Source organism: Streptomyces sp. NPDC058671 (genome assembly GCF_042716475.1).
GTDB lineage: Bacteria > Actinomycetota > Actinomycetes > Streptomycetales > Streptomycetaceae > Streptomyces.
On sequence record NZ_JBHXSA010000001.1, the window covers coordinates 173,366 to 190,422 of the forward strand.

General features: G+C 72.0%; 15 protein-coding genes. 5 read left to right on the plus strand and 10 right to left on the minus strand.

Features of this window, described 5'->3' with window-relative positions; translation table 11 throughout:
* The first annotated feature begins 6 nt into the window (after nt 1–6).
* Together ACFWV2_RS00730 and ACFWV2_RS00735 are read left to right on the plus strand one after the other, a co-directional pair.
* Nucleotides 7–1,068: a potassium channel family protein gene (locus ACFWV2_RS00730; RefSeq protein WP_384400310.1), complete on the plus strand. Its 1,062-nt coding sequence runs from the start codon at nt 7–9 to the stop codon at nt 1,066–1,068.
* Nucleotides 1,069–1,166: 98 nt separating this feature from the next.
* On the plus strand, nt 1,167–2,153 hold the full coding sequence (locus tag ACFWV2_RS00735) for an NAD(P)H-quinone oxidoreductase (RefSeq protein WP_384399571.1): 987 nt from the start codon (nt 1,167–1,169) through the stop codon (nt 2,151–2,153).
* A 125-nt stretch (nt 2,154–2,278) separates the two neighbouring features.
* On the opposite strand, the gene ACFWV2_RS00740 is transcribed toward ACFWV2_RS00735, so the two are convergent.
* The 7 genes from ACFWV2_RS00740 to ACFWV2_RS00770 all read right to left on the minus strand — a co-directional run bounded on the left by ACFWV2_RS00740 (nt 2,279) and on the right by ACFWV2_RS00770 (nt 10,181).
* Entirely contained in the window at nt 2,279–2,827 is a 549-nt protein-coding gene (locus tag ACFWV2_RS00740) for a bacterial proteasome activator family protein (RefSeq protein WP_384399574.1), read from the minus strand.
* Between the two features lie 97 nt (nt 2,828–2,924).
* Nucleotides 2,925–5,789, minus strand: a complete 2,865-nt coding sequence (locus ACFWV2_RS00745) for an FtsX-like permease family protein (protein WP_384399577.1) — start codon at nt 5,787–5,789, stop codon at nt 2,925–2,927.
* Entirely contained in the window at nt 5,786–6,520 is a 735-nt protein-coding gene (locus ACFWV2_RS00750; protein ID WP_360788351.1) for an ABC transporter ATP-binding protein, read from the minus strand. The genes ACFWV2_RS00745 and ACFWV2_RS00750 overlap by 4 nt, the downstream gene beginning before the upstream one ends.
* Before the next feature lie 103 nt (nt 6,521–6,623).
* Entirely contained in the window at nt 6,624–7,316 is a 693-nt protein-coding gene (locus ACFWV2_RS00755; RefSeq protein ID WP_384399580.1) for a PadR family transcriptional regulator, read from the minus strand.
* A gap of 94 nt (nt 7,317–7,410) precedes the next feature.
* Nucleotides 7,411–7,698 (minus strand): hypothetical protein, encoded by a 288-nt coding sequence (locus ACFWV2_RS00760; protein WP_384399583.1) that lies wholly within the window; start codon nt 7,696–7,698, stop codon nt 7,411–7,413.
* 25 nt (nt 7,699–7,723) lie between these two features.
* Complete coding sequence (locus ACFWV2_RS00765) at nt 7,724–8,197, minus strand: hypothetical protein (RefSeq protein WP_384399586.1); 474 nt, start codon at nt 8,195–8,197, stop codon at nt 7,724–7,726.
* Between the two features lie 334 nt (nt 8,198–8,531).
* Nucleotides 8,532–10,181 carry a protein kinase gene (locus ACFWV2_RS00770; protein WP_384399589.1) on the minus strand — a complete coding sequence of 550 codons (1,650 nt, stop codon included), beginning with the start codon at nt 10,179–10,181 and terminating at the stop codon, nt 8,532–8,534.
* A 263-nt stretch (nt 10,182–10,444) separates the two neighbouring features.
* On the opposite strand from ACFWV2_RS00770, the gene ACFWV2_RS00775 reads away from it, so the two are divergent.
* Nucleotides 10,445–12,076 (plus strand): protein kinase, encoded by a 1,632-nt coding sequence (locus tag ACFWV2_RS00775; RefSeq protein WP_384399592.1) that lies wholly within the window; start codon nt 10,445–10,447, stop codon nt 12,074–12,076.
* A 148-nt stretch (nt 12,077–12,224) separates the two neighbouring features.
* On the opposite strand, the gene ACFWV2_RS00780 is transcribed toward ACFWV2_RS00775, so the two are convergent.
* From ACFWV2_RS00780 to ACFWV2_RS00790, 3 genes are all read right to left on the minus strand, one after another.
* Nucleotides 12,225–13,316 carry a phosphotransferase gene (locus ACFWV2_RS00780; protein ID WP_384399595.1) on the minus strand — a complete coding sequence of 364 codons (1,092 nt, stop codon included), beginning with the start codon at nt 13,314–13,316 and terminating at the stop codon, nt 12,225–12,227.
* A gap of 15 nt (nt 13,317–13,331) precedes the next feature.
* Entirely contained in the window at nt 13,332–13,784 is a 453-nt protein-coding gene (locus tag ACFWV2_RS00785; RefSeq protein ID WP_384399598.1) for a pyridoxamine 5'-phosphate oxidase family protein, read from the minus strand.
* An 89-nt stretch (nt 13,785–13,873) separates the two neighbouring features.
* On the minus strand, nt 13,874–14,533 hold the full coding sequence (locus tag ACFWV2_RS00790) for a response regulator (RefSeq protein ID WP_384399601.1): 660 nt from the start codon (nt 14,531–14,533) through the stop codon (nt 13,874–13,876).
* A gap of 339 nt (nt 14,534–14,872) precedes the next feature.
* Here ACFWV2_RS00790 and pdhA point away from each other — a divergent pair, with 339 nt between their 5' ends.
* On the plus strand, nt 14,873–16,066 hold the full coding sequence (gene pdhA / locus ACFWV2_RS00795; RefSeq protein WP_384399603.1) for a pyruvate dehydrogenase (acetyl-transferring) E1 component subunit alpha: 1,194 nt from the start codon (nt 14,873–14,875) through the stop codon (nt 16,064–16,066).
* Nucleotides 16,067–16,068: 2 nt separating this feature from the next.
* Nucleotides 16,069–17,049 (plus strand): alpha-ketoacid dehydrogenase subunit beta, encoded by a 981-nt coding sequence (locus ACFWV2_RS00800; RefSeq protein WP_384399606.1) that lies wholly within the window; start codon nt 16,069–16,071, stop codon nt 17,047–17,049.
* The last annotated feature ends 8 nt before the right edge of the window (nt 17,050–17,057 follow it).

Genomic DNA, 17,057 nt, shown 5'->3' on the forward strand with positions numbered 1-17,057 from the left:
GACGTGATGGCCCGCCACGCGGACGAGAAACTCTCCGGCCCTCGGGTCACGCTGCCCCGCCAGGAGGTCGAGCGGCCGCTGCGCCAGGTCGGCAAACGCCTGCTCATGGCGCTCGGTGTGCTGGCCCTGACGGTCCTCATCGTCTACGTCGACCGTGAGGGCTACCACGACAACGCCAACGAGACGCTCGACTTCCTCGACTGCGCCTACTACGCGACCGTCACGCTCTCCACCACCGGGTACGGCGACATCGTCCCGTACAGCGACTCGGCGCGGCTCGCCAACATCCTGCTGGTCACGCCCCTGCGCGTGCTGTTTCTGATCATCCTGGTCGGCACCACTCTCGAGGTCCTCACGGAGCGGACCCGCGAAGAGTTCCGGCTGAACCGCTGGAGGTCCACCTTGCGCGACCACACCGTCATCGTCGGCTTCGGTACCAAGGGGCGGTCCGCGATCCAGACCCTCTGCGCGACCGGCCTGAGCAAGGAACAGATCGTCATCGTCGATCCGTCGAGCAAGGTGATCGAGACGGCGAACGCGGACGGATTCGTCGGCGTCATCGGTGACGCGACCCGCAGCGATGTGCTGCTCCGCGCCGAGGTGCAGCGGGCCCGGCAGATCGTCATCGCCACCCAGCGCGACGACACGGCCGTCCTGGTCACCCTCACGGCCCGCCAGCTCAACCGGGGCGCCAAGATCGTCGCCGCCGTCCGCGAGGAGGAGAACGCGCCGCTGCTGCGCCAGTCCGGTGCGGACGCGGTCATCACCAGCGCCAGCGCCGCCGGGCGCCTGCTCGGCCTCTCCGTGCTGAGCCCCAGCGCCGGCACGGTCATGGAGGACCTGATCCAGCAGGGATCCGGTCTCGACCTGGTGGAACGCCCGGTGACCAAGAGCGAGGTGGGCAAGAGCCCGCGGGAGACCGGCGACCTGGTGGTGAGTGTGCTCCGTGGCCACCGGCTCCTCGGGTACGACGACCCCGCGGCCAATCCGCTCCAGCTGACCGACCGGTTGATCACCATCGTGCGCGCGGTGCCGGTCACCCGGCTCAGCACACCGCGGGAGGACTGAAGCGGGAGCGGCCGCCCCGCCCCGGGGTCGGGAGCGTCCTCGCCCGCCGGGGCCAGGACCACCACGCCCCGGACGGCGGCGGGAGTAGCCTCGCCGCCATGTATGCGATCACGATTCCGGAACCCGGCGGCCCCGAGGCCCTCGTCTGGGCCGAGGTGCCCGATCCCGTACCCGGCGAGGGAGAGGTGCTCGTCGAGGTCGCGGCGAGCGCCGTCAACCGCGCCGACCTGCTCCAGCGCCAGGGCTTCTACGACCCGCCACTGGGCAGCTCCCCGTACCCCGGCCTGGAGTGTTCCGGCCGGATCACCGCCCTCGGCCCGGGAGTATCCGGCTGGGCCGTCGGCGACGAGGTGTGCGCGCTGCTCGTCGGCGGCGGTTACGCGCAGAAGGTGGCCGTCCCGGCCGGCCAGCTGCTCCCCGTCCCCGAGGGCGTCGACCTGGCCACGGCCGCCGCGCTCCCGGAGGTCGCCTGTACCGTCTGGTCCAACATCTTCATGATCGCCCACCTGCGGCCGGGCGAGACGCTGCTCGTGCACGGCGGGGCGAGCGGGATCGGCACGATGGCCGTGCAGCTGGCCAAGGCGGTCGGGGCGCGGGTCGCGGTCACCGCGGGAGGTCCCGAGAAGCTGGCGCGCTGCGCCGACCTCGGCGCGGACATCCTCATCGACTACCGCGAGCAGGACTTCGTCGAGGAGCTGCACAAGGCCACCGACGGAGCGGGCGCGGACGTCATCCTGGACATCGTCGGTGCCAAGTACCTGGAGCGGAACGTGAAGGCGCTGGCCGTGAACGGCCGCCTCGTCGTCATCGGACTCCAGGGCGGGGTGAAGGGCGAGCTGAACCTCGGGGCGCTGCTCGCGAAGCGCGCCGCCGTCATGGCGACGACACTGCGCTCCCGCCCGCCGCAGGAGAAGGCGGCGATCGTCGCCGCCGTACGGGAGCACGTCTGGCCGCTGATCGGTGCCGGTACGGTCCGGCCGGTCGTCGACCGTACGGTGCCGCTGACGGATGCCGCCGAGGGGCACCGTGCGCTGGAGTCCGGCAGCCACGTCGGCAAGGTGCTGCTCCTCGCCCCCCGGACCTGACGCCGCCGGAGCGCGAGCGCCGGGCACCTGGTCCTCAGCCGCGCCTCGCGCCCCCGCCTGACGCGCCCACGAAGAACGGGGCCCGGCACACCGTGTGTGCCGGGCCCCTTCCGTCTTCCGGTTGCCTACAGGTACGGACCCGAGCGGACCGGGTGGCCGGGGCCGCGGTCGTCGTCGTCCTCGTCGTGCGACGCACCCGGAGGCAGCGCCCTGCGCATCTGCTCCAGCTGCGCGCGGGCCGCCATCTGCTGGGCGAACAGCGCGGTCTGGATGCCGTGGAAGAGGCCCTCCAGCCAGCCCACGAGCTGGGCCTGCGCGATGCGCAGCTCCGCTTCGGAGGGGATCGCCTCGTCCGTGAACGGCAGCGAGAGCCGCTCCAGTTCCTCGACCAGCTCCGGCGCGAGTCCGTCCTCCAGCTCCTTCACGGAGCTCGCGTGGATGTCCTTGAGCCTCACCCGGCTGGCCTCGTCGAGAGGTGCCGCGCGTACTTCCTCCAGGAGCTGTTTGATCATGCTGCCGATCCGCATGACCTTCGCAGGCTGCTCGACCATTTCCGTCACCGGGACCTCGCGGGGTTCGTCGTCGCCCTGAGTGCCGCCGAGCGCCATCCCGTCCTGTCCCACGATGAGGACCTGGGGGCTCTCCTGCGACCTGTCATTCCTCGGCATCTCCATGCCGCCATTCTCTCGTACACGTGCGTCACCACGGGGTGTGCCCCTGTACGAGGGTGATCCACCCTCGTACAGGGGCACAGGACGGCAACGAAGACCGTCAGGTCGCCTCGCGCCGGGCCAGCGCACCGCGTGAGCGGGTCACCAGGGCGGCGAGCAGCGCGGCGCCCAGCGGGACGGCGATGAGCAGGCCCGCGAGGGTCTCCCAGGGGATGACGATCGGGACGTACGGCGGGCCGGACAGGCCGTTGTCCCAGCCCTGGAGGAGCGCCTCCTCGTAGTAGCGGATCTGTTCGCGTTCGTCGGTGAGACGAAGGCCTATCGCCGGGAGGACTCCGGCCGCCGATCCGAGGATCACGCCCATCGCCGCGACGACTCCGCACTGGAAGCCGCTGAGGGTGCGGCGGACCCGGGGCGGGGCGCCTACGGCGGCGAGCGTCTTGAGGTCGGCCTCGGCGTCGGCCTGGGCGAGGCCGGTGGCGATGCCGGCGGCGCCGATGGTCACGAGGCCCGCGAAGATCGCCAGGGCGATCAGGAAGAGACTGTCGTCGTTGACGAAGCCTTCCTCCACGTGCACCTCGACGCTGCTGCCGAGCTTGGCGAGTTCGCCGTCGAGCTTCTGGCGCTGTTCGCCGTCCGGCATCCGCTCGGTGCTGAAGTACGAGCCCGCGGGCAGGGTGGCGAGACCGGCGGCCTTGGCGGTGGCCGGGGTCATCAGTGCCCTGACGCCGTAGGACTTCTGCCCCTCGGGCACCAGGTAGGCGGCGACGGAGCTGACCTTGCCGGGCACGGGACGGCCCTGCTCGGAGGCCCTGTCGGCGGCGGCGATGTCGGTGATCTGCTTGATCCCGATGGCGCCGTTCTTGTCGATCTCCATTCGGGAGAAGCTGACGATCCTGCCCTCGTCCAGGGCCTTCACCGCACCCGGGTCGTCGATGCCGAGGACCTGGAGGACCTTGGCGTCGCCCACGAGCAGCCCGCCGTCGACGGGGAGGTAGCTGCCGTCGGAGTAGGCACACCGCCAGTCCTCGGTGATCATCTTCCGGCGCTGTTCGGGGGTGTACTTCTCGCTGGGGTCACTGCCGTCGGGGAGCACCGCGTACAGCGGGCACACGTTCGCCGGGGGGATCACGACCTCGTAGCGGCCGCAGCCCGCTCCGCCGCCCCAGGGAGGACAGCCGGGCTTTCCGACCGAGACGCGCTCGACGTCGGCCCGGACGTCCACCGGGAAGAAGCGCTGGATGGCCTCGCGGACCGCCGGAACGTCCCGGCCGCCTTCCTCCAGGACGAAGGCGGAGACCGCCCCGTGCGGCAGCCGGGCCTCGTAACGGGCCCTGTTCTGAGCCTCGCTGCTGGCCATGAAGGTGGAGACGGCGACCGTACCCGCGACGGCGGCGAGGACGGCGGCGACGGCCGGGGCCGTACGCCCCCGGTTGCGGACGGCGTCCCGGAGCGCGAGCCGCGGCGACAGCGGCAGCCAGCGCCCGGCCCGCCCGAACAGGCCCACCAGGGCCGGGGTCATGGCGACGACGCCCAGCTCCGCGATCGCCGAGCCGCCCGCCACGATGATGAACTGCTCGGAGAAGAGGGAGCCGAAGAGGGCGATCGCCCCTCCGAGCAGGACGGCCGCGAGACCGATCAGCGGCAGCACCCGGCTGCTGCGACGGACCCCGCGACGGCCCGTGAGCGAGGCGAGGACGGTCTGCCGGGAAGCGGTGACGGCCGGCACGATCGCCGCGAGCAGACCGGTCAGAACGGCGAGCAGCGCGATGCCGAGGAGTTCGAGCGGTCGGACGTCGAAGGCGCCGAACCGCTGGTTCATCATGTCTTCGAGGACCGGCTGGAGTGCCAGGGTGAGGATCACCGCGAGGACGGTGCCGGTGACGGCGGCCGCGACACCGATGACCAGGCCGCCGCTCAGCACGATGGCCCGGATGTGGCTGCGGGCACCGCCGTTGGCCCCGACGAGACCGAGCTGGCGGCGCGAGCGGCGGGCGCCGACCGCGAAGGCCGGTCCGGCGAGCAGGCAGATCTCCAGCATCGCCAGGCCCACGACGGTCCCGATGGCGGCGAGTTCGGTGGCGTCGGCCGCCGGGCTGGACTCGTACCTGCCCCAGCTCTCCTTCTGGTAGAGCGGCACCTCGGCGTCGGCGGGCGGGGCGAGGAGGACGGCGCGTGAGGCGACGACCACGCCCTTGGCGTTGATCTCCTTGACCATGTTCCACGTGAAACCACCCGGCTTGCCCACCAGGTAGGCGGTGGAGGTTTCGGGGGCGGAGAGGCCGGCCTTCTCGATTGCCTTGCCGTACGGGGCGAGGAAGGCCCCGGGCAGCGCGGTGACCTGGTCGGCGGCGAGCGCGTCGGGAAGTTCGTAGGAGCCGACGATGCGATACGGACGGTCGAAGTTGCGGGCGGAAAGGGTCGAGCCGATCGACAGACCGCTGCTTTCCAGGAAGTGAGAGGTCGCCATGACCTCGTCGCCCTTCTCCGGGAAGCGCCCCGACAGGAGGGTCATGATGCCCCGGGCCATCGGATCGGACGCCTTCAGCTCACGCACGTCGGCCGTGAGCAGACCGTGGGTCGTGGTCAGCTTGGCCGATCCGGAGCTGTCCTTGAGGACCGTGGAACCCGCGGGGAAGGCCTTGGTGACATCGGTGGCGCCGTTGGGCCACGGTCGGTCCTTGTAATCGGTGACCGGCGTGTGCATCTCGCCGCTCGGGTCCTGGAAGATCGGGACACCCTCGACGTGGGCGTCCCGGAATATCGCGTCGGCCGTGCCCATCGACCTCGTCGCCTGCTCGGCGGGGGACAGCTCCGAGCTGCGGAAGGTCAGATCGAGGGCGCTGACACCCAGGATCGGCAGAGCGATCATGGCCAGGACGAGGGCGCTGCGGCCCTTGGAGCGCCAAGCGTCACGACGGGCGATGCGGATAGCGGCCCGCCAGGAGTGGAACCAGGTCTTCACGCCTCAGCCACCTGGCCCGACAGCAGGGAATCGGCCTCGCTGCGCACGGTCTGGTCGACGATGGCACCGTCCCGCAGGAACACCACGCGGTCGGCCCAGGCGGCGAACCGCGGCTCGTGGGTGACGAGGACGCCGGCGGCCCCCGCGTCACAGCGGCTGCGGAGGAGGGCGAGCACGGACTCGCCGGTCTCGGAGTCGAGGGCACCGGTCGGCTCGTCGGCGAGGACGAGGCGGCGGTCACCGACGAGGGCGCGGGCGATGGCGACGCGCTGCTGCTGGCCGCCGGACATCTCGTCGGGGAAGCGGTCGGCGAGGTGGCCGAGTCCCATCTCCTCCAGTGCGCCGACGGCCTCGACGCGCGCCTTGCGGGCGGAGGTCCCGTCCAGCTCGCGGGGCAGGGCCACGTTCTCGGCGGCGGTGAGCGCCGGGATGAGGTTGTAGTCCTGGAAGACGTATCCGATGCTGCGGCGGCGCAGGGCCGCGAGTTCCTTGACGCCGGCGGTGGTGATGTCGGTGTTCTCGACGATCACCTGGCCCGACGTGGCGGTGTCCAGGCCGCCCGCGATGGTCAGGAGCGTGGACTTGCCGGAGCCGGACGGGCCCATGACGGCGACGAGTTCACCGGGGTACACGGCGAGGTCGATACCGCGCAGGGCGTGGACCTCGGTGGCGCCCGCGCCGTGGACGCGGGTCAGGTTCGTGAGTTGCAGCACGGGCTGCTGTGCGGACATGAAGGGTCCCCCTTGGACGTACACGGCGGTCGGCCGGGTACGGGAACGAGCGGTGGAAGGGTCGTACGTCGGCGGTACGGGGTGGGGCGCGCGGGCCCCGGGGTCAGCGGCCGAGGTCGGAGCGCGGCGCGCTCGGCGCGTGCGGTGCGTGCGGTGCGACCGGGGAGCCCGGCGCGACCGGCATGGGCGGGGCCGCATGGGCGTCCGGTGCGACCGGCGCGTTCGCGGAGGTCGCCGTCGCCGTCGCCGTCGCCGTCGACAGGCGGATCAGCCGGGACTCGCAGTGGTCGAGCCAGCGCGCCTCGGCCTCGGTCTGGAAGATCAGCTGCTCCAGGACGAGCAGCCAGGCCACGTCGTCCCGTTCCCGCGCCGCGCTGCTCTCGACGGCGACGAGAGCCTGGGCCTTGAGGCGGGTGTAGTCCTGCATGGCCTTCACGGTGTGCCGGCGCTGGGACTGGATGACGTCGCGGATGTCGACACCGGGGGCTCCCACGGCCATGGCGAGCTTGATGGCCAGCTCGTCACGGGCGGGGCTGGTGCGGTCCACCGGGTTCTCGAACCAGGTCCTGAGCTCGGCGCGGCCGCTGTCGGTGATCGTGTAGAGCGTGTGCCCCGCCGTGTCCTCACCCCCCTGGGCGACCATGCCGTCGCGCTCGAGCCGGCTGAGGGTCGTATAGACCTGGCCGACGTTGAGCGGCCAGGTGGAACCGGTGCGGGACTCGAACTCCGTACGGAGCTGGGAGCCGTACCGAGGGCCGCGTTCGAGGAGGGCGAGAAGCCCGTGACGGATCGACATACTCAGTATGTATACCGGGTATGCCGAGGCGGACAACCGTCCTGGGACGGAGGCGGCAGGTCCGCCTCAAGGGGGACCCGGACGCCCGGGAGGCTCAGCGGCGGCGCATCCGCACCCCGAGAAAACCGATCCCGAGCCCCATCAGGGCCAGTCCCACGCCCAGCGTGAGGACGGGAATCCGCTGGTCGGCGAGGGCGGGGACGGCTTCGGCCGCCTCGCGGGGCGCGGCACCGGGCCGACTCGCGGGCGCCACCTCCGTCAGGAACGGGTCCTCCTCGCGTACCGCTTCGGCCTCCTCCTCTTCGGCCTCCGGGGTCAGCGGGTCTGTTGCCGTTTCGGTACGGGAGTCGTCCGGCGAGGGCTCCGTGGGGCGGGGTGGCACGGAGCGCCCGGGCCGGGTCCGCCCCTCACCGGCCGGCCGGCCCGCCAGGGAGGCGGAGCCGCTGGGCGCGGGGGCGTCGCTGGGCTCGGCGTTCGACGCGGACGGGGCCGGTGCCCCGGTGCCGGTAGGCGCGGGCGCGGGGGGCGGGGGCGTACCGGCACCCCCGGGCCGCCCCGGTGAAGCGGAGCCGGAGGAGGGCGCGGCGGCCGACGTGGAGGGGGACCGGGTGGGAGCGGCGGCCGACGTGGAGGGGGACCGGGTGGGAGCGGCGGCCGACGTGGAGGGGGACCGGGTGGGAGCGGCGGTCGCGGACGGCGAGGTGGAGGCGGGGGGCGACGCCGAAGCCGGAGGGGAGGTCGACGGGGGTGGCGGGGGTGACGGCGCCGGACTGGTCCCGGTCGCCGGCGGCGGGGCCGTGGTGCCCCCCGGACCGCCGGGCGCCTCCACCCCGTACGCCAGGTCCCGCCCGGACCCGAGTGGTGCGGCGTACAGCATGCACGCGCAGGTGAACACGCAGGTCAGCGCGGGGCCGTAGGCCCGCGCGCGTGCCCTGCGGAGTACTGGAGTCACCGGGTGACCCCCTCCCGTACCGAGCAGCCGAGATGGTCGACTCAGCGTCACATGACGGGACGTTTCCGGCATCCGGGACGGGGTCGACAGAAGTAGGGACGGGTCAGCGGACGGAGCCGGGTCGGCGGACGTAGCCGGGTCGGCCCACCTGGACCCGGGCAGGCGGACATGGAGGCGCGTCAGCGGACGAAGCCCGGCCGGTCGACGTGGATCCGGACCGGCACCCCTGAAGGAGGGCCGGAGTGCGCGGCGGGTCTAGGGGGCTACTGCGGCGGGTTGCCCGTCGAGATCTTGAGGGTGAACTCGGCGTCCTTGTCGGTGATGTCCTCACCGGCCGGCGGGTACTGCTCCAGGACCGTGCCCTCGCCGTAGGTCGCCTCGTCGACCGGGGTCTGGGTCATGATCTTCCACCCCGCGGCCTGGACGCAGTCCTTGACCGACTGGATGTTCTTGTAGGTGAAGTTCGGTACCTCGAACTTCTCCGGGTCCTCGCTCGACTCCCTCGGCTGGGAGCACTTCTTCGGGTCGATCGTCTTGGTCAGGTCAGGACCCTTGTGGCCCGGGGCCGCGGTCTGGCTCTGGTCCGTTCCCGTGCCTCCGGCGCCGCCCGCCTCCGTGCCCGGGTCGTCCTTGTTCCTGTCGAGTGCCACGAGCACGCCGCCGACGGCGAGCAGCGCGGCGATGATCGCGCCCACGAGCATCGGAGTCCGCCGTGAACCGCCGCCCGTCGAGGAGGAGGACGACGTGTGGGCCGGGGCGTACGAGGCGGGACCGGGGGGCTGGTACGACACCGGGCCCGCAGTGGCCGGCGTCTGGTACTGCATCGGCGCGGGCGTCGGCGCCTGCGGGTAGCCGTACGCGGGCGCGGGGGTCGCGGGGCCGTACGGTCCCGGCTGGTAGGGCTGCTGCACCCCGGGCAGGCCGGGGTGCGGGGTCGGCGGCGGGGTCTGGCCGACGGGCGGGAAGACCGCCGAGCCGACACCCGCGCCGCTGATGACCGGGCCGCCCTGGACGATCACCGGAGCGCCGGTCTGACCGGCCGCGAGCACCCGGAGGCACTCGTCGCGCATCGCCGCCGCGCTCGGGAACCGCTCGTTCGGGTTCTTTCGCAGCGCGCGGGCGACGAGCGCGTCCATCGCCGGCGTCACCGCCCGGTTGACGGTGGACGGGGCGACCGGCTCCTCCTGCACGTGCGCGTACGCGATGGCCAGCGGGGAGTCGGCGTCGAACGGGAGCCGGCCCGTGAGCAGCTGGAAGAGCATGATGCCGACCGAGTAGAGGTCGGAGCGGGCGTCCACCGCGCGGCCGAGGGCCTGCTCGGGGGAGAGGTACTGCGGGGTGCCGACGACCATGCCGGTCTGGGTCATCGACGTGACGCCGGACTGCATGGCGCGCGCGATGCCGAAGTCCATGACCTTGACGACGCCGCGCTTGGTCGTCATCACGTTGCCCGGCTTGATGTCCCGGTGGACCAGGCCCATCTCGTGGCTGACCTCCAGGGCGGCCAGCACGTCGGCCGTGACCTTCAGCGCCTTGTCGGCCGGCATCGCGCCGTACTGCCGGATGTCCGATGCGAGGACCGAGCCGAGTGGCTGCCCCTCCACGTACTCCATGACGATGTACGGCATGACGGCGCCGTCGAGGGTGTCCTCGCCGGTGTCGAAGACCGAGACGATGTTGGTGTGCGACAGCTTCGCGACGGCCTGCGCCTCGCGCCGGAACCGCTCGCGGAAGGACTGCTCGCGGCCGAGTTCGGTGTGGAGCGTCTTGATGGCGACCTGCCGGTCGAGCGCGCTGTCGTAGGCCAGGTACACCGACGCCATGCCGCCCTCGCCGAGAAGGTCGCGCAGCTGGTACCGGCCGCCCGCGACCGAACCGCCCGCATAGCGGCCCTGTGCGCCGTCCTGGCTCATCTGTGCTTCCCCCTACGCGCGCGTGGCGGCGTTGATCCGGATTTTCCTGGCCAAGTCTGCCCGAGGGCAGTGACACGTCAAGCCGGGTGCCCGTTCCGTGACCCTGCGCACAGGAACCGTTTCCTCGGCGGCGGATGAAAGCGTCGAATTTGCACAGGTGTACGCGGGCGGGGTTGGATGGCCGGTCCATCTCGGACCGTGATGTCGTACGGAGCCTGTAGCGTGACGACTGGACACGGCACGACAGACGACGGCGAGGACTGATGGCACCCGAATCCGGATCAGGTGGCGGTGTGCCGGACGCGTCGGCGGAGTCCTGGGGCGTCGGCGGAGTCGTCGGCGACGGGCGCTACCGCCTGACCCACCGTCTGGGCCGCGGCGGCATGGCGGAGGTCTTCGCCGCCGAGGACGTACGGCTGGGCCGCACGGTCGCCGTGAAGCTCCTCCGCGCCGACCTCGCCGAGGACCCGGTCTCCAAGGCCCGCTTCACCCGCGAGGCGCAGTCCGTCGCCGGGCTCAACCACCACGCCATCGTCGCCGTGTACGACTCCGGCGAGGACCTCGTGGCCGGCCGGCCCGTGCCGTACATCGTGATGGAGCTGGTCGAGGGCCGCACCATCCGCGAGCTGCTGCTCAGCGCCGAGGCCCCCGGGCCCGAGCAGGCCCTCATCATCGTCTCCGGAGTCCTGGAGGCGCTGGCCTACTCGCACCAGCACGGCATCGTGCACCGCGACATCAAGCCGGCGAACGTGATCATCACGCACGGCGGCGCCGTCAAGGTCATGGACTTCGGCATCGCGCGCGCCCTGCACGGCGCGCAGTCGACGATGACCCAGACCGGCATGGTCATGGGCACCCCGCAGTACCTCTCGCCCGAGCAGGCGCTCGGCAAGGCCGTCGACCACCGCTCCGACCTGTACGCGACGGGCTGCCTCCTCTACGAACTGCTCGCGCTGCGGCCCCCGTTCACCGGTGAGACCCCGCTGTCCGTCGTGTACCAGCACGTCCAGGACGCGCCGATCCCGCCGTCCGACGTGGCGCAGGGCGCGCCGCCGGAGCTCGACGGCCTGGTGATGCGTTCGCTCGCGAAGGAGCCGGACGACCGGTTCCAGAGCGCCGAGGAGATGCGCGGCCTCATCCAGTACGGCCTGCAGATGCTCCAGCAGCAGGGCGGCCACACCGGCACGTGGAACACCGGGCCGGTCGAGATGCACGAGGGCGGGCACACCCCGGTCGGCGGCATGGCCGCGACGGCCGCCATGGGGCACCCCATGCACGGCGAGACCGCGCAGGGCCCGCTCCTGCCGCCGGTCAACCCGAACGACGGCGGATACAGCGGTGGATACGGCGGCGGTACGGGCGGCTCCGGCGGCTACGTCCAGGACGGGTCCTACGGCCCGCAGGGCCGTGGTGGCGGCGGCCGCGGCAAGGTGTGGCTGTTCGCGGCGCTCGCGCTGATCGCCGTCGTCGCCGGAGTCGTCTTCGCGCTCGACAAGGCGGGCGGGAAGGGCGGGGAGAAGGGCGTCATCACGCCCACCGTCAGCAAGTCCCCCTCGACGGTCTCCGAGGAGCCCACGCCTTCGCAGGAGACCACCGCGGAGCCGTCACAGGACCCGGGCAGGACGGACGGCGGCCAGACCCAGAACCCGTGGCCGCCGGAGACGTCGTACCAGCCGACGGATCCCGCGACGACGCCGCCGCCGCAGGAGCCGACGGAGCCGACGACCACCCCGCCCACCACGTCCACGGGCACGCCGACGCCGACGGACACGCCGACGGGCGGCGAGACGACCGGGGGCGAGCCGACCGGGGGCGAGACGACCGGCGGCGGCGAGCCGACGGGCGGCAACGGCAACCCGGGCACGACCCCGCCGTCCGACGCGGAAACGGGCTGACGAACCCGGCGACCGGGCGGCGCCATCCGCTCCGGCCGTGACACTGCCTGCCCGCGCACGCGCCCGCGCACGTACGACGCGGCGCCGCGCCCTCACGCCGTGACGACGCGGCGCCGTCAGCCCCAGTCGCAGGCGCGGCGTCCGCCGGTCACGCCGTGAAGGCGTCGTGGACCGCCGCGTATTCGTGGGTCCACCAGACCGCCAGGGCCGACACCGCGGGGAACTGCGGATCGGCCCTTCGGTCGTGGAGCCGGTAGCGCCAGTGCAGGGTCCAGAAGTCGTTGAGCCGCTCCCACCACACCCGGTGGGCCGCCGCCGCCAGCTCGGCGCGGTCCGCGCCGGTCGCCCGGCGGTACGCGCGCGCGTAGGCCCGCACCTTCTCCAGGGCCAGCTCACCGCCCGGCCGTACGAAGAAGATGGCGGCGGCCCTGACCGCCTCCTCGGCCCTCGGCCGGACCGCGAGCCGGTCCCAGTCGACGATGGCGGCGGGCTCCGCGCCCCGGTAGAGCAGGTTCAGCGGGTGGAAGTCGCCGTGCACCCAGCCGGCGGCCGCCGCGGGCGGCGGGCGGTGGTGGGCGTGCTGGGCGAGCAGTCGGCGCCGCTCCCTGAGCCGGTGCTCGGCGAGCGCGTCGAAGCTGTCACGGGGGCGGTGTGCGCGGGCGAGGCGGATCAGTTCGTCGATGGCGCGGAAGGTGTCCTGGAGGTCGGCGCTCGCGCAGACGTCTCCGGCGGCGGTGCCGGACGGCCCGGACGGTCCCGCCTGCGATTCCATGACCCGGTCGAGGGCGGTGTGGACCTGCCCGAGGAGGGTGCCGAGGCGCCGGGAGCAGCCGGTGGAGAGCTGGGTGCCGTCGCGGTGGCGGCCGTCGATCCAGGGGTGCAGGGCGTAGCAGTGGCCGCCGATGACGGCGACCGTGCGGCCGGTGGCGTCGGGCAGCGGCGGGGCGACGGGCAGGCCGAGGGCGTGCAGCCGATGGGTGGCGCGGTGCTGGCGGGTGATGGTGGCGCGGTCGGCGGTGGGGGCGTCCAGGTGCTGCTTGAGGAAGTAGGTGCCGCGGGTGGTGGAGAGTCGGAAACTCCGGTTGAGCAGGCCCTCGGCGACCGGTACGCAGGACAGCGGCTCGCCCGCGTGCCGGTGGCGGCGCAGCAGGGCCGCGACGGGCGGGGAGGGCGCGGTGGGCGCGGTGTGCCGGGTGGGCGGGGCGGTCGGCGGGGGGATCGTTTCAGATGAGCGCGGCACCCGCCAGATGTTAGATCACGCTACGTGGTGAAGGTGTCGCCGTACGGATCGGGGTGCGGGGCGGGTCACCGGGGTCTCGCTCGCGTAGTCGAGCGCGTGCACCGTCACGAACTGCGGTTCGATCCGCATGTAGACCGGCGCGAAGGCCTCGTCGTCGACCTGCTCGGGCTCGGGACCGAAGGCCGCGAGTTCCTCCCCGGTCGGCTCGACGATCTCGGCGGTGCCGGTGAACTGCACGGTCCAGAGGTGCTCGGACCCGGAGTTGAAGTTGTCCGCGCCGTACGCGACGACACTGCCGCTGCAGGCGCGGTGGTAGCCGAGTCCCCGGTGCATCCGGAGCAGGACGCGGCCGTCGACCACGATGTGCCGGGCGGGCGCGACGAACGGCATCGCCCGCATGCTCGTCGCCACCCGGCCGTACGCCACGCGGTTCAGCATCTCGATGGCGCGGATCTCGTCGGTGGACATGGTCCCCACTCTCCGGCACCGACCCGTGCCGGGAAAGGGGCCCCCGCCCCGCCTTCAGGGGGCCTTAGGTCCCGAAGCGCGCCGTCGGCTCAGTGGCGCTCCGCCTGGAGCCGCGCCACATAGGCGGCGGCCTGCGAGCGTCGCTCCATGCCCAGCTTCGACAGCAGGCTGGAGACGTAGTTCTTGATGGTCTTCTCCGCGAGGTGGAGCCGCTCGCCGATGACCCGGTTGGTGAGGCCCTCGCCGATCAGGTCCAGGATCTTGCGCTCCTGCTCCGTGAGGTTGGCGAGCTTGTCGTCCTTCTTCGGGTTGTTCCCGTCGCGCAGCCGCTCCAGGACCCGGGCCGTCGCCACCGGGTCGAGCAGCGACCTGCCGGCCGCCACGTCCCGTACGGCGTTCAGGAGTTCGTTGCCGCGGATGGCCTTGAGGACGTAGCCCGAGGCCCCCGCCATGATCGCGTCGAAGAGGGCCTCGTCGTCCGCGTACGAGGTCAGCATCAGGCATCTGATGCTCTCGTCCTGCGAACGGATCTCGCGGCACACCTCGACCCCGCTGCCGTCGGGCAGCCGGACGTCGAGCACGGCCACGTCGGGACGGGTCGCGGGGATCCTGACCAGGGCGTCCGCCGCCGTGCCGGCCTCGCCGACCACCTCGATGTCGTGCTCCACGGAGAGCAGCTCGTGGACGCCGCGCCGGACCACTTCGTGGTCGTCCAGCAGAAATACCCGGATTTTTCCTTCTTCGCGCACTCGGTCAGTCTCACATATTGGCTCTTCCCGCGCCCGGGGTGCGCGGGATAACGTGCCGGTTGTTCCGACGACGGTGTCGGGCCGTTGTCCACGCCCTGACCAGGGCGGAGTCCCCGCTTTTCTCGATTTACTTGGATATCCAAGCAAAATCGCAGGTCAGGTGGGGTTTCGCGGGAATGCCGCACTGTGGGTAACGTGCCTATGACGGCGTTCGTCGGGGCACCTGTCACGCCCGACCCCGACCGCGTCGCACCCACCCCGTGCGCAGGTACGGGCAAGGCGGAGCCGCACTGGCCCACCCGGCGAACCCGGAGGCCGGACCGACGGAGGAGCACGCACGTGACCGTGGAGAGCACTGCCGCGCGCAAGACGACGCGACGCAGCAGCGGCACCAAGCGCACCGCAAGCGCGAGCACGAGCACCACCAAGAAGACGAGCACGCGCGCCGCGTCGGGAGCGACGGAGCCCGAGCTCGTCCAGCTGCTGACGCCCGAGGGAGAGCGCGTCCAGCACCCCGATTACGACATCGACCTGAGCGCCGAGGAGCTGCGCGGCCTCTACCGCGACATGGTGCTCACCCGTCGCTTCGACGCCGAGGCCACCTCGTTGCAGCGCCAGGGCGAGCTGGGCCTGTGGGCCTCGCTGCTCGGCCAGGAGGCGGCCCAGATCGGTTCCGGCCGGGCCCTGCGGGACGACGACTACGTCTTTCCCACCTATCGCGAACACGGTGTCGCGTGGGTACGGGGAGTCGACCCGACGAACCTGCTGGGAATGTTCCGTGGTGTCAACCACGGTGGCTGGGATCCCAGCAGCAACAATTTCCACCTGTACACGATCGTTCTCGGTTCGCAGACCCTGCACGCCACCGGCTACGCCATGGGGATCGCCAAGGACGGCGCGGATTCCGCCGTGCTCGCGTACTTCGGTGACGGCGCCTCCAGCCAGGGTGACGTCAACGAGTCGTTCGTCTTCTCCGCGGTCTACAACGCCCCCGTCGTGTTCTTCTGCCAGAACAACCAGTGGGCCATTTCCGAGCCCATCGAGAAGCAGACGCGCGTCCCGCTCTACCAGCGCGCGGCCGGGTTCGGCTTCCCCGGCGTCCGGGTCGACGGCAACGACGTCCTCGCCTGCCTCGCCGTGACCCGGTCGGCCCTGGAGCGTGCCCGCCGTGGCGAGGGCCCGACGCTCATCGAGGCGTTCACGTACCGCATGGCCGCCCACACCACCTCCGACGACCCGACCCGCTACCGCCGTGACGCGGAGCGCGCGGAGTGGGAGGCCAAGGACCCGATCCTGCGCCTGAGGGCCTACCTGGAGAACGAGGGCCACGCCGACGCGGCCTTCTTCGAGGAGCTGGAGACGGAGAGCGAGGCGCTCGGCAAGAACGTCCGCGAGGTCGTCCGCGCCATGCCCGTACCGGAGCACATGGCGATCTTCGACCACACGTACGCGGACGGGCACGCGCTCGTCGACGAGGAGCGCGCGCAGTTCGCCGCCTACCAGGCGTCCTTCGCGGCCGGGGAGGGCCAGTAATCATGGCTGTTCAGAATCTTCCTCTCGCGAAGGCGCTCAACGAGTCGCTGCGCAAGGCCCTGGAGACCGACCCCAAGGTCGTCATCATGGGCCTGGACGTCGGCAAGCTCGGCGGTGTCTTCCGGATCACCGACGGCCTGCAGAAGGACTTCGGCGAGGACCGGGTCATCGACACCCCGCTCGCCGAATCCGGCATCGTCGGGACCGCGATCGGCCTCGCTCTGCGCGGCTACCGGCCGGTCGTGGAGATCCAGTTCGACGGCTTCGTCTTCCCGGCGTACGACCAGATCGTCACCCAGCTGGCGAAGATGCGGGCCCGTTCGCTCGGCACGGTGAAGATGCCGGTCGTCATCCGCATCCCGTACGGCGGCGGCATCGGTGCGGTCGAGCACCACTCCGAGTCCCCCGAGTCGCTCTTCGCGCACGTCGCGGGCCTCAAGGTCGTCACCCCGGCGAACTCCTCCGACGCCTACTGGATGCTCCAGCAGGCGATCCAGAGCGACGACCCGGTCATCTTCTTCGAGCCCAAGCGCCGCTACTGGGACAAGGGCGAGGTCGACGTCGAGGCCTTCCCCGGCGAGCTGCACAAGGCCCGGGTCGCTCGCGAGGGCACGGACCTCACCCTCGTCGCCTACGGGCCGATGGTGAAGACCTGCCTGGAGGCGGCCGCCGTCGCCGCCGAGGAGGGCAGGTCGGTCGAGGTCGTGGACCTGCGCTCCGTCTCGCCGCTCGACTTCGACACCATCCAGGCCTCGGTCGAGAAGACCCGGCGCCTGGTCGTGGTCCACGAGGCGCCCGTCTTCTTCGGGTCCGGCGCCGAGATCGCCGCCCGGATCACCGAGCGGTGCTTCTACCACCTGGAGGCCCCCGTCCTGCGGGTCGGCGGCTACCACGCGCCGTACCCGCCGGCGCGCCTGGAGGAGGAGTACCTGCCGGGTCTCGATCGCGTGCTCGACGCCGTCGACCGCTCGCTGGCGTACTGAGGAGAGCA

Excerpts from the sequence above, each read along its gene's own strand:
- ACFWV2_RS00775 (WP_384399592.1), top strand. The coding sequence starts at position 10,445 with ATGGCACCCGAATCCGGATCAGGTGGCGGTGTGCCGGACGCGTCGGCG.
- ACFWV2_RS00770 (WP_384399589.1), bottom strand. The coding sequence starts at position 10,181 with ATGAGCCAGGACGGCGCACAGGGCCGCTATGCGGGCGGTTCGGTCGCG.
- ACFWV2_RS00785 (WP_384399598.1), bottom strand. The coding sequence starts at position 13,784 with ATGTCCACCGACGAGATCCGCGCCATCGAGATGCTGAACCGCGTGGCG.
- ACFWV2_RS00735 (WP_384399571.1), top strand. The coding sequence starts at position 1,167 with ATGTATGCGATCACGATTCCGGAACCCGGCGGCCCCGAGGCCCTCGTC.
- ACFWV2_RS00750 (WP_360788351.1), bottom strand. The coding sequence starts at position 6,520 with ATGTCCGCACAGCAGCCCGTGCTGCAACTCACGAACCTGACCCGCGTC.
- ACFWV2_RS00755 (WP_384399580.1), bottom strand. The coding sequence starts at position 7,316 with ATGTCGATCCGTCACGGGCTTCTCGCCCTCCTCGAACGCGGCCCTCGG.
- ACFWV2_RS00730 (WP_384400310.1), top strand. The coding sequence starts at position 7 with ATGGCCCGCCACGCGGACGAGAAACTCTCCGGCCCTCGGGTCACGCTG.
- ACFWV2_RS00740 (WP_384399574.1), bottom strand. The coding sequence starts at position 2,827 with ATGGAGATGCCGAGGAATGACAGGTCGCAGGAGAGCCCCCAGGTCCTC.
- ACFWV2_RS00800 (WP_384399606.1), top strand. The coding sequence starts at position 16,069 with ATGGCTGTTCAGAATCTTCCTCTCGCGAAGGCGCTCAACGAGTCGCTG.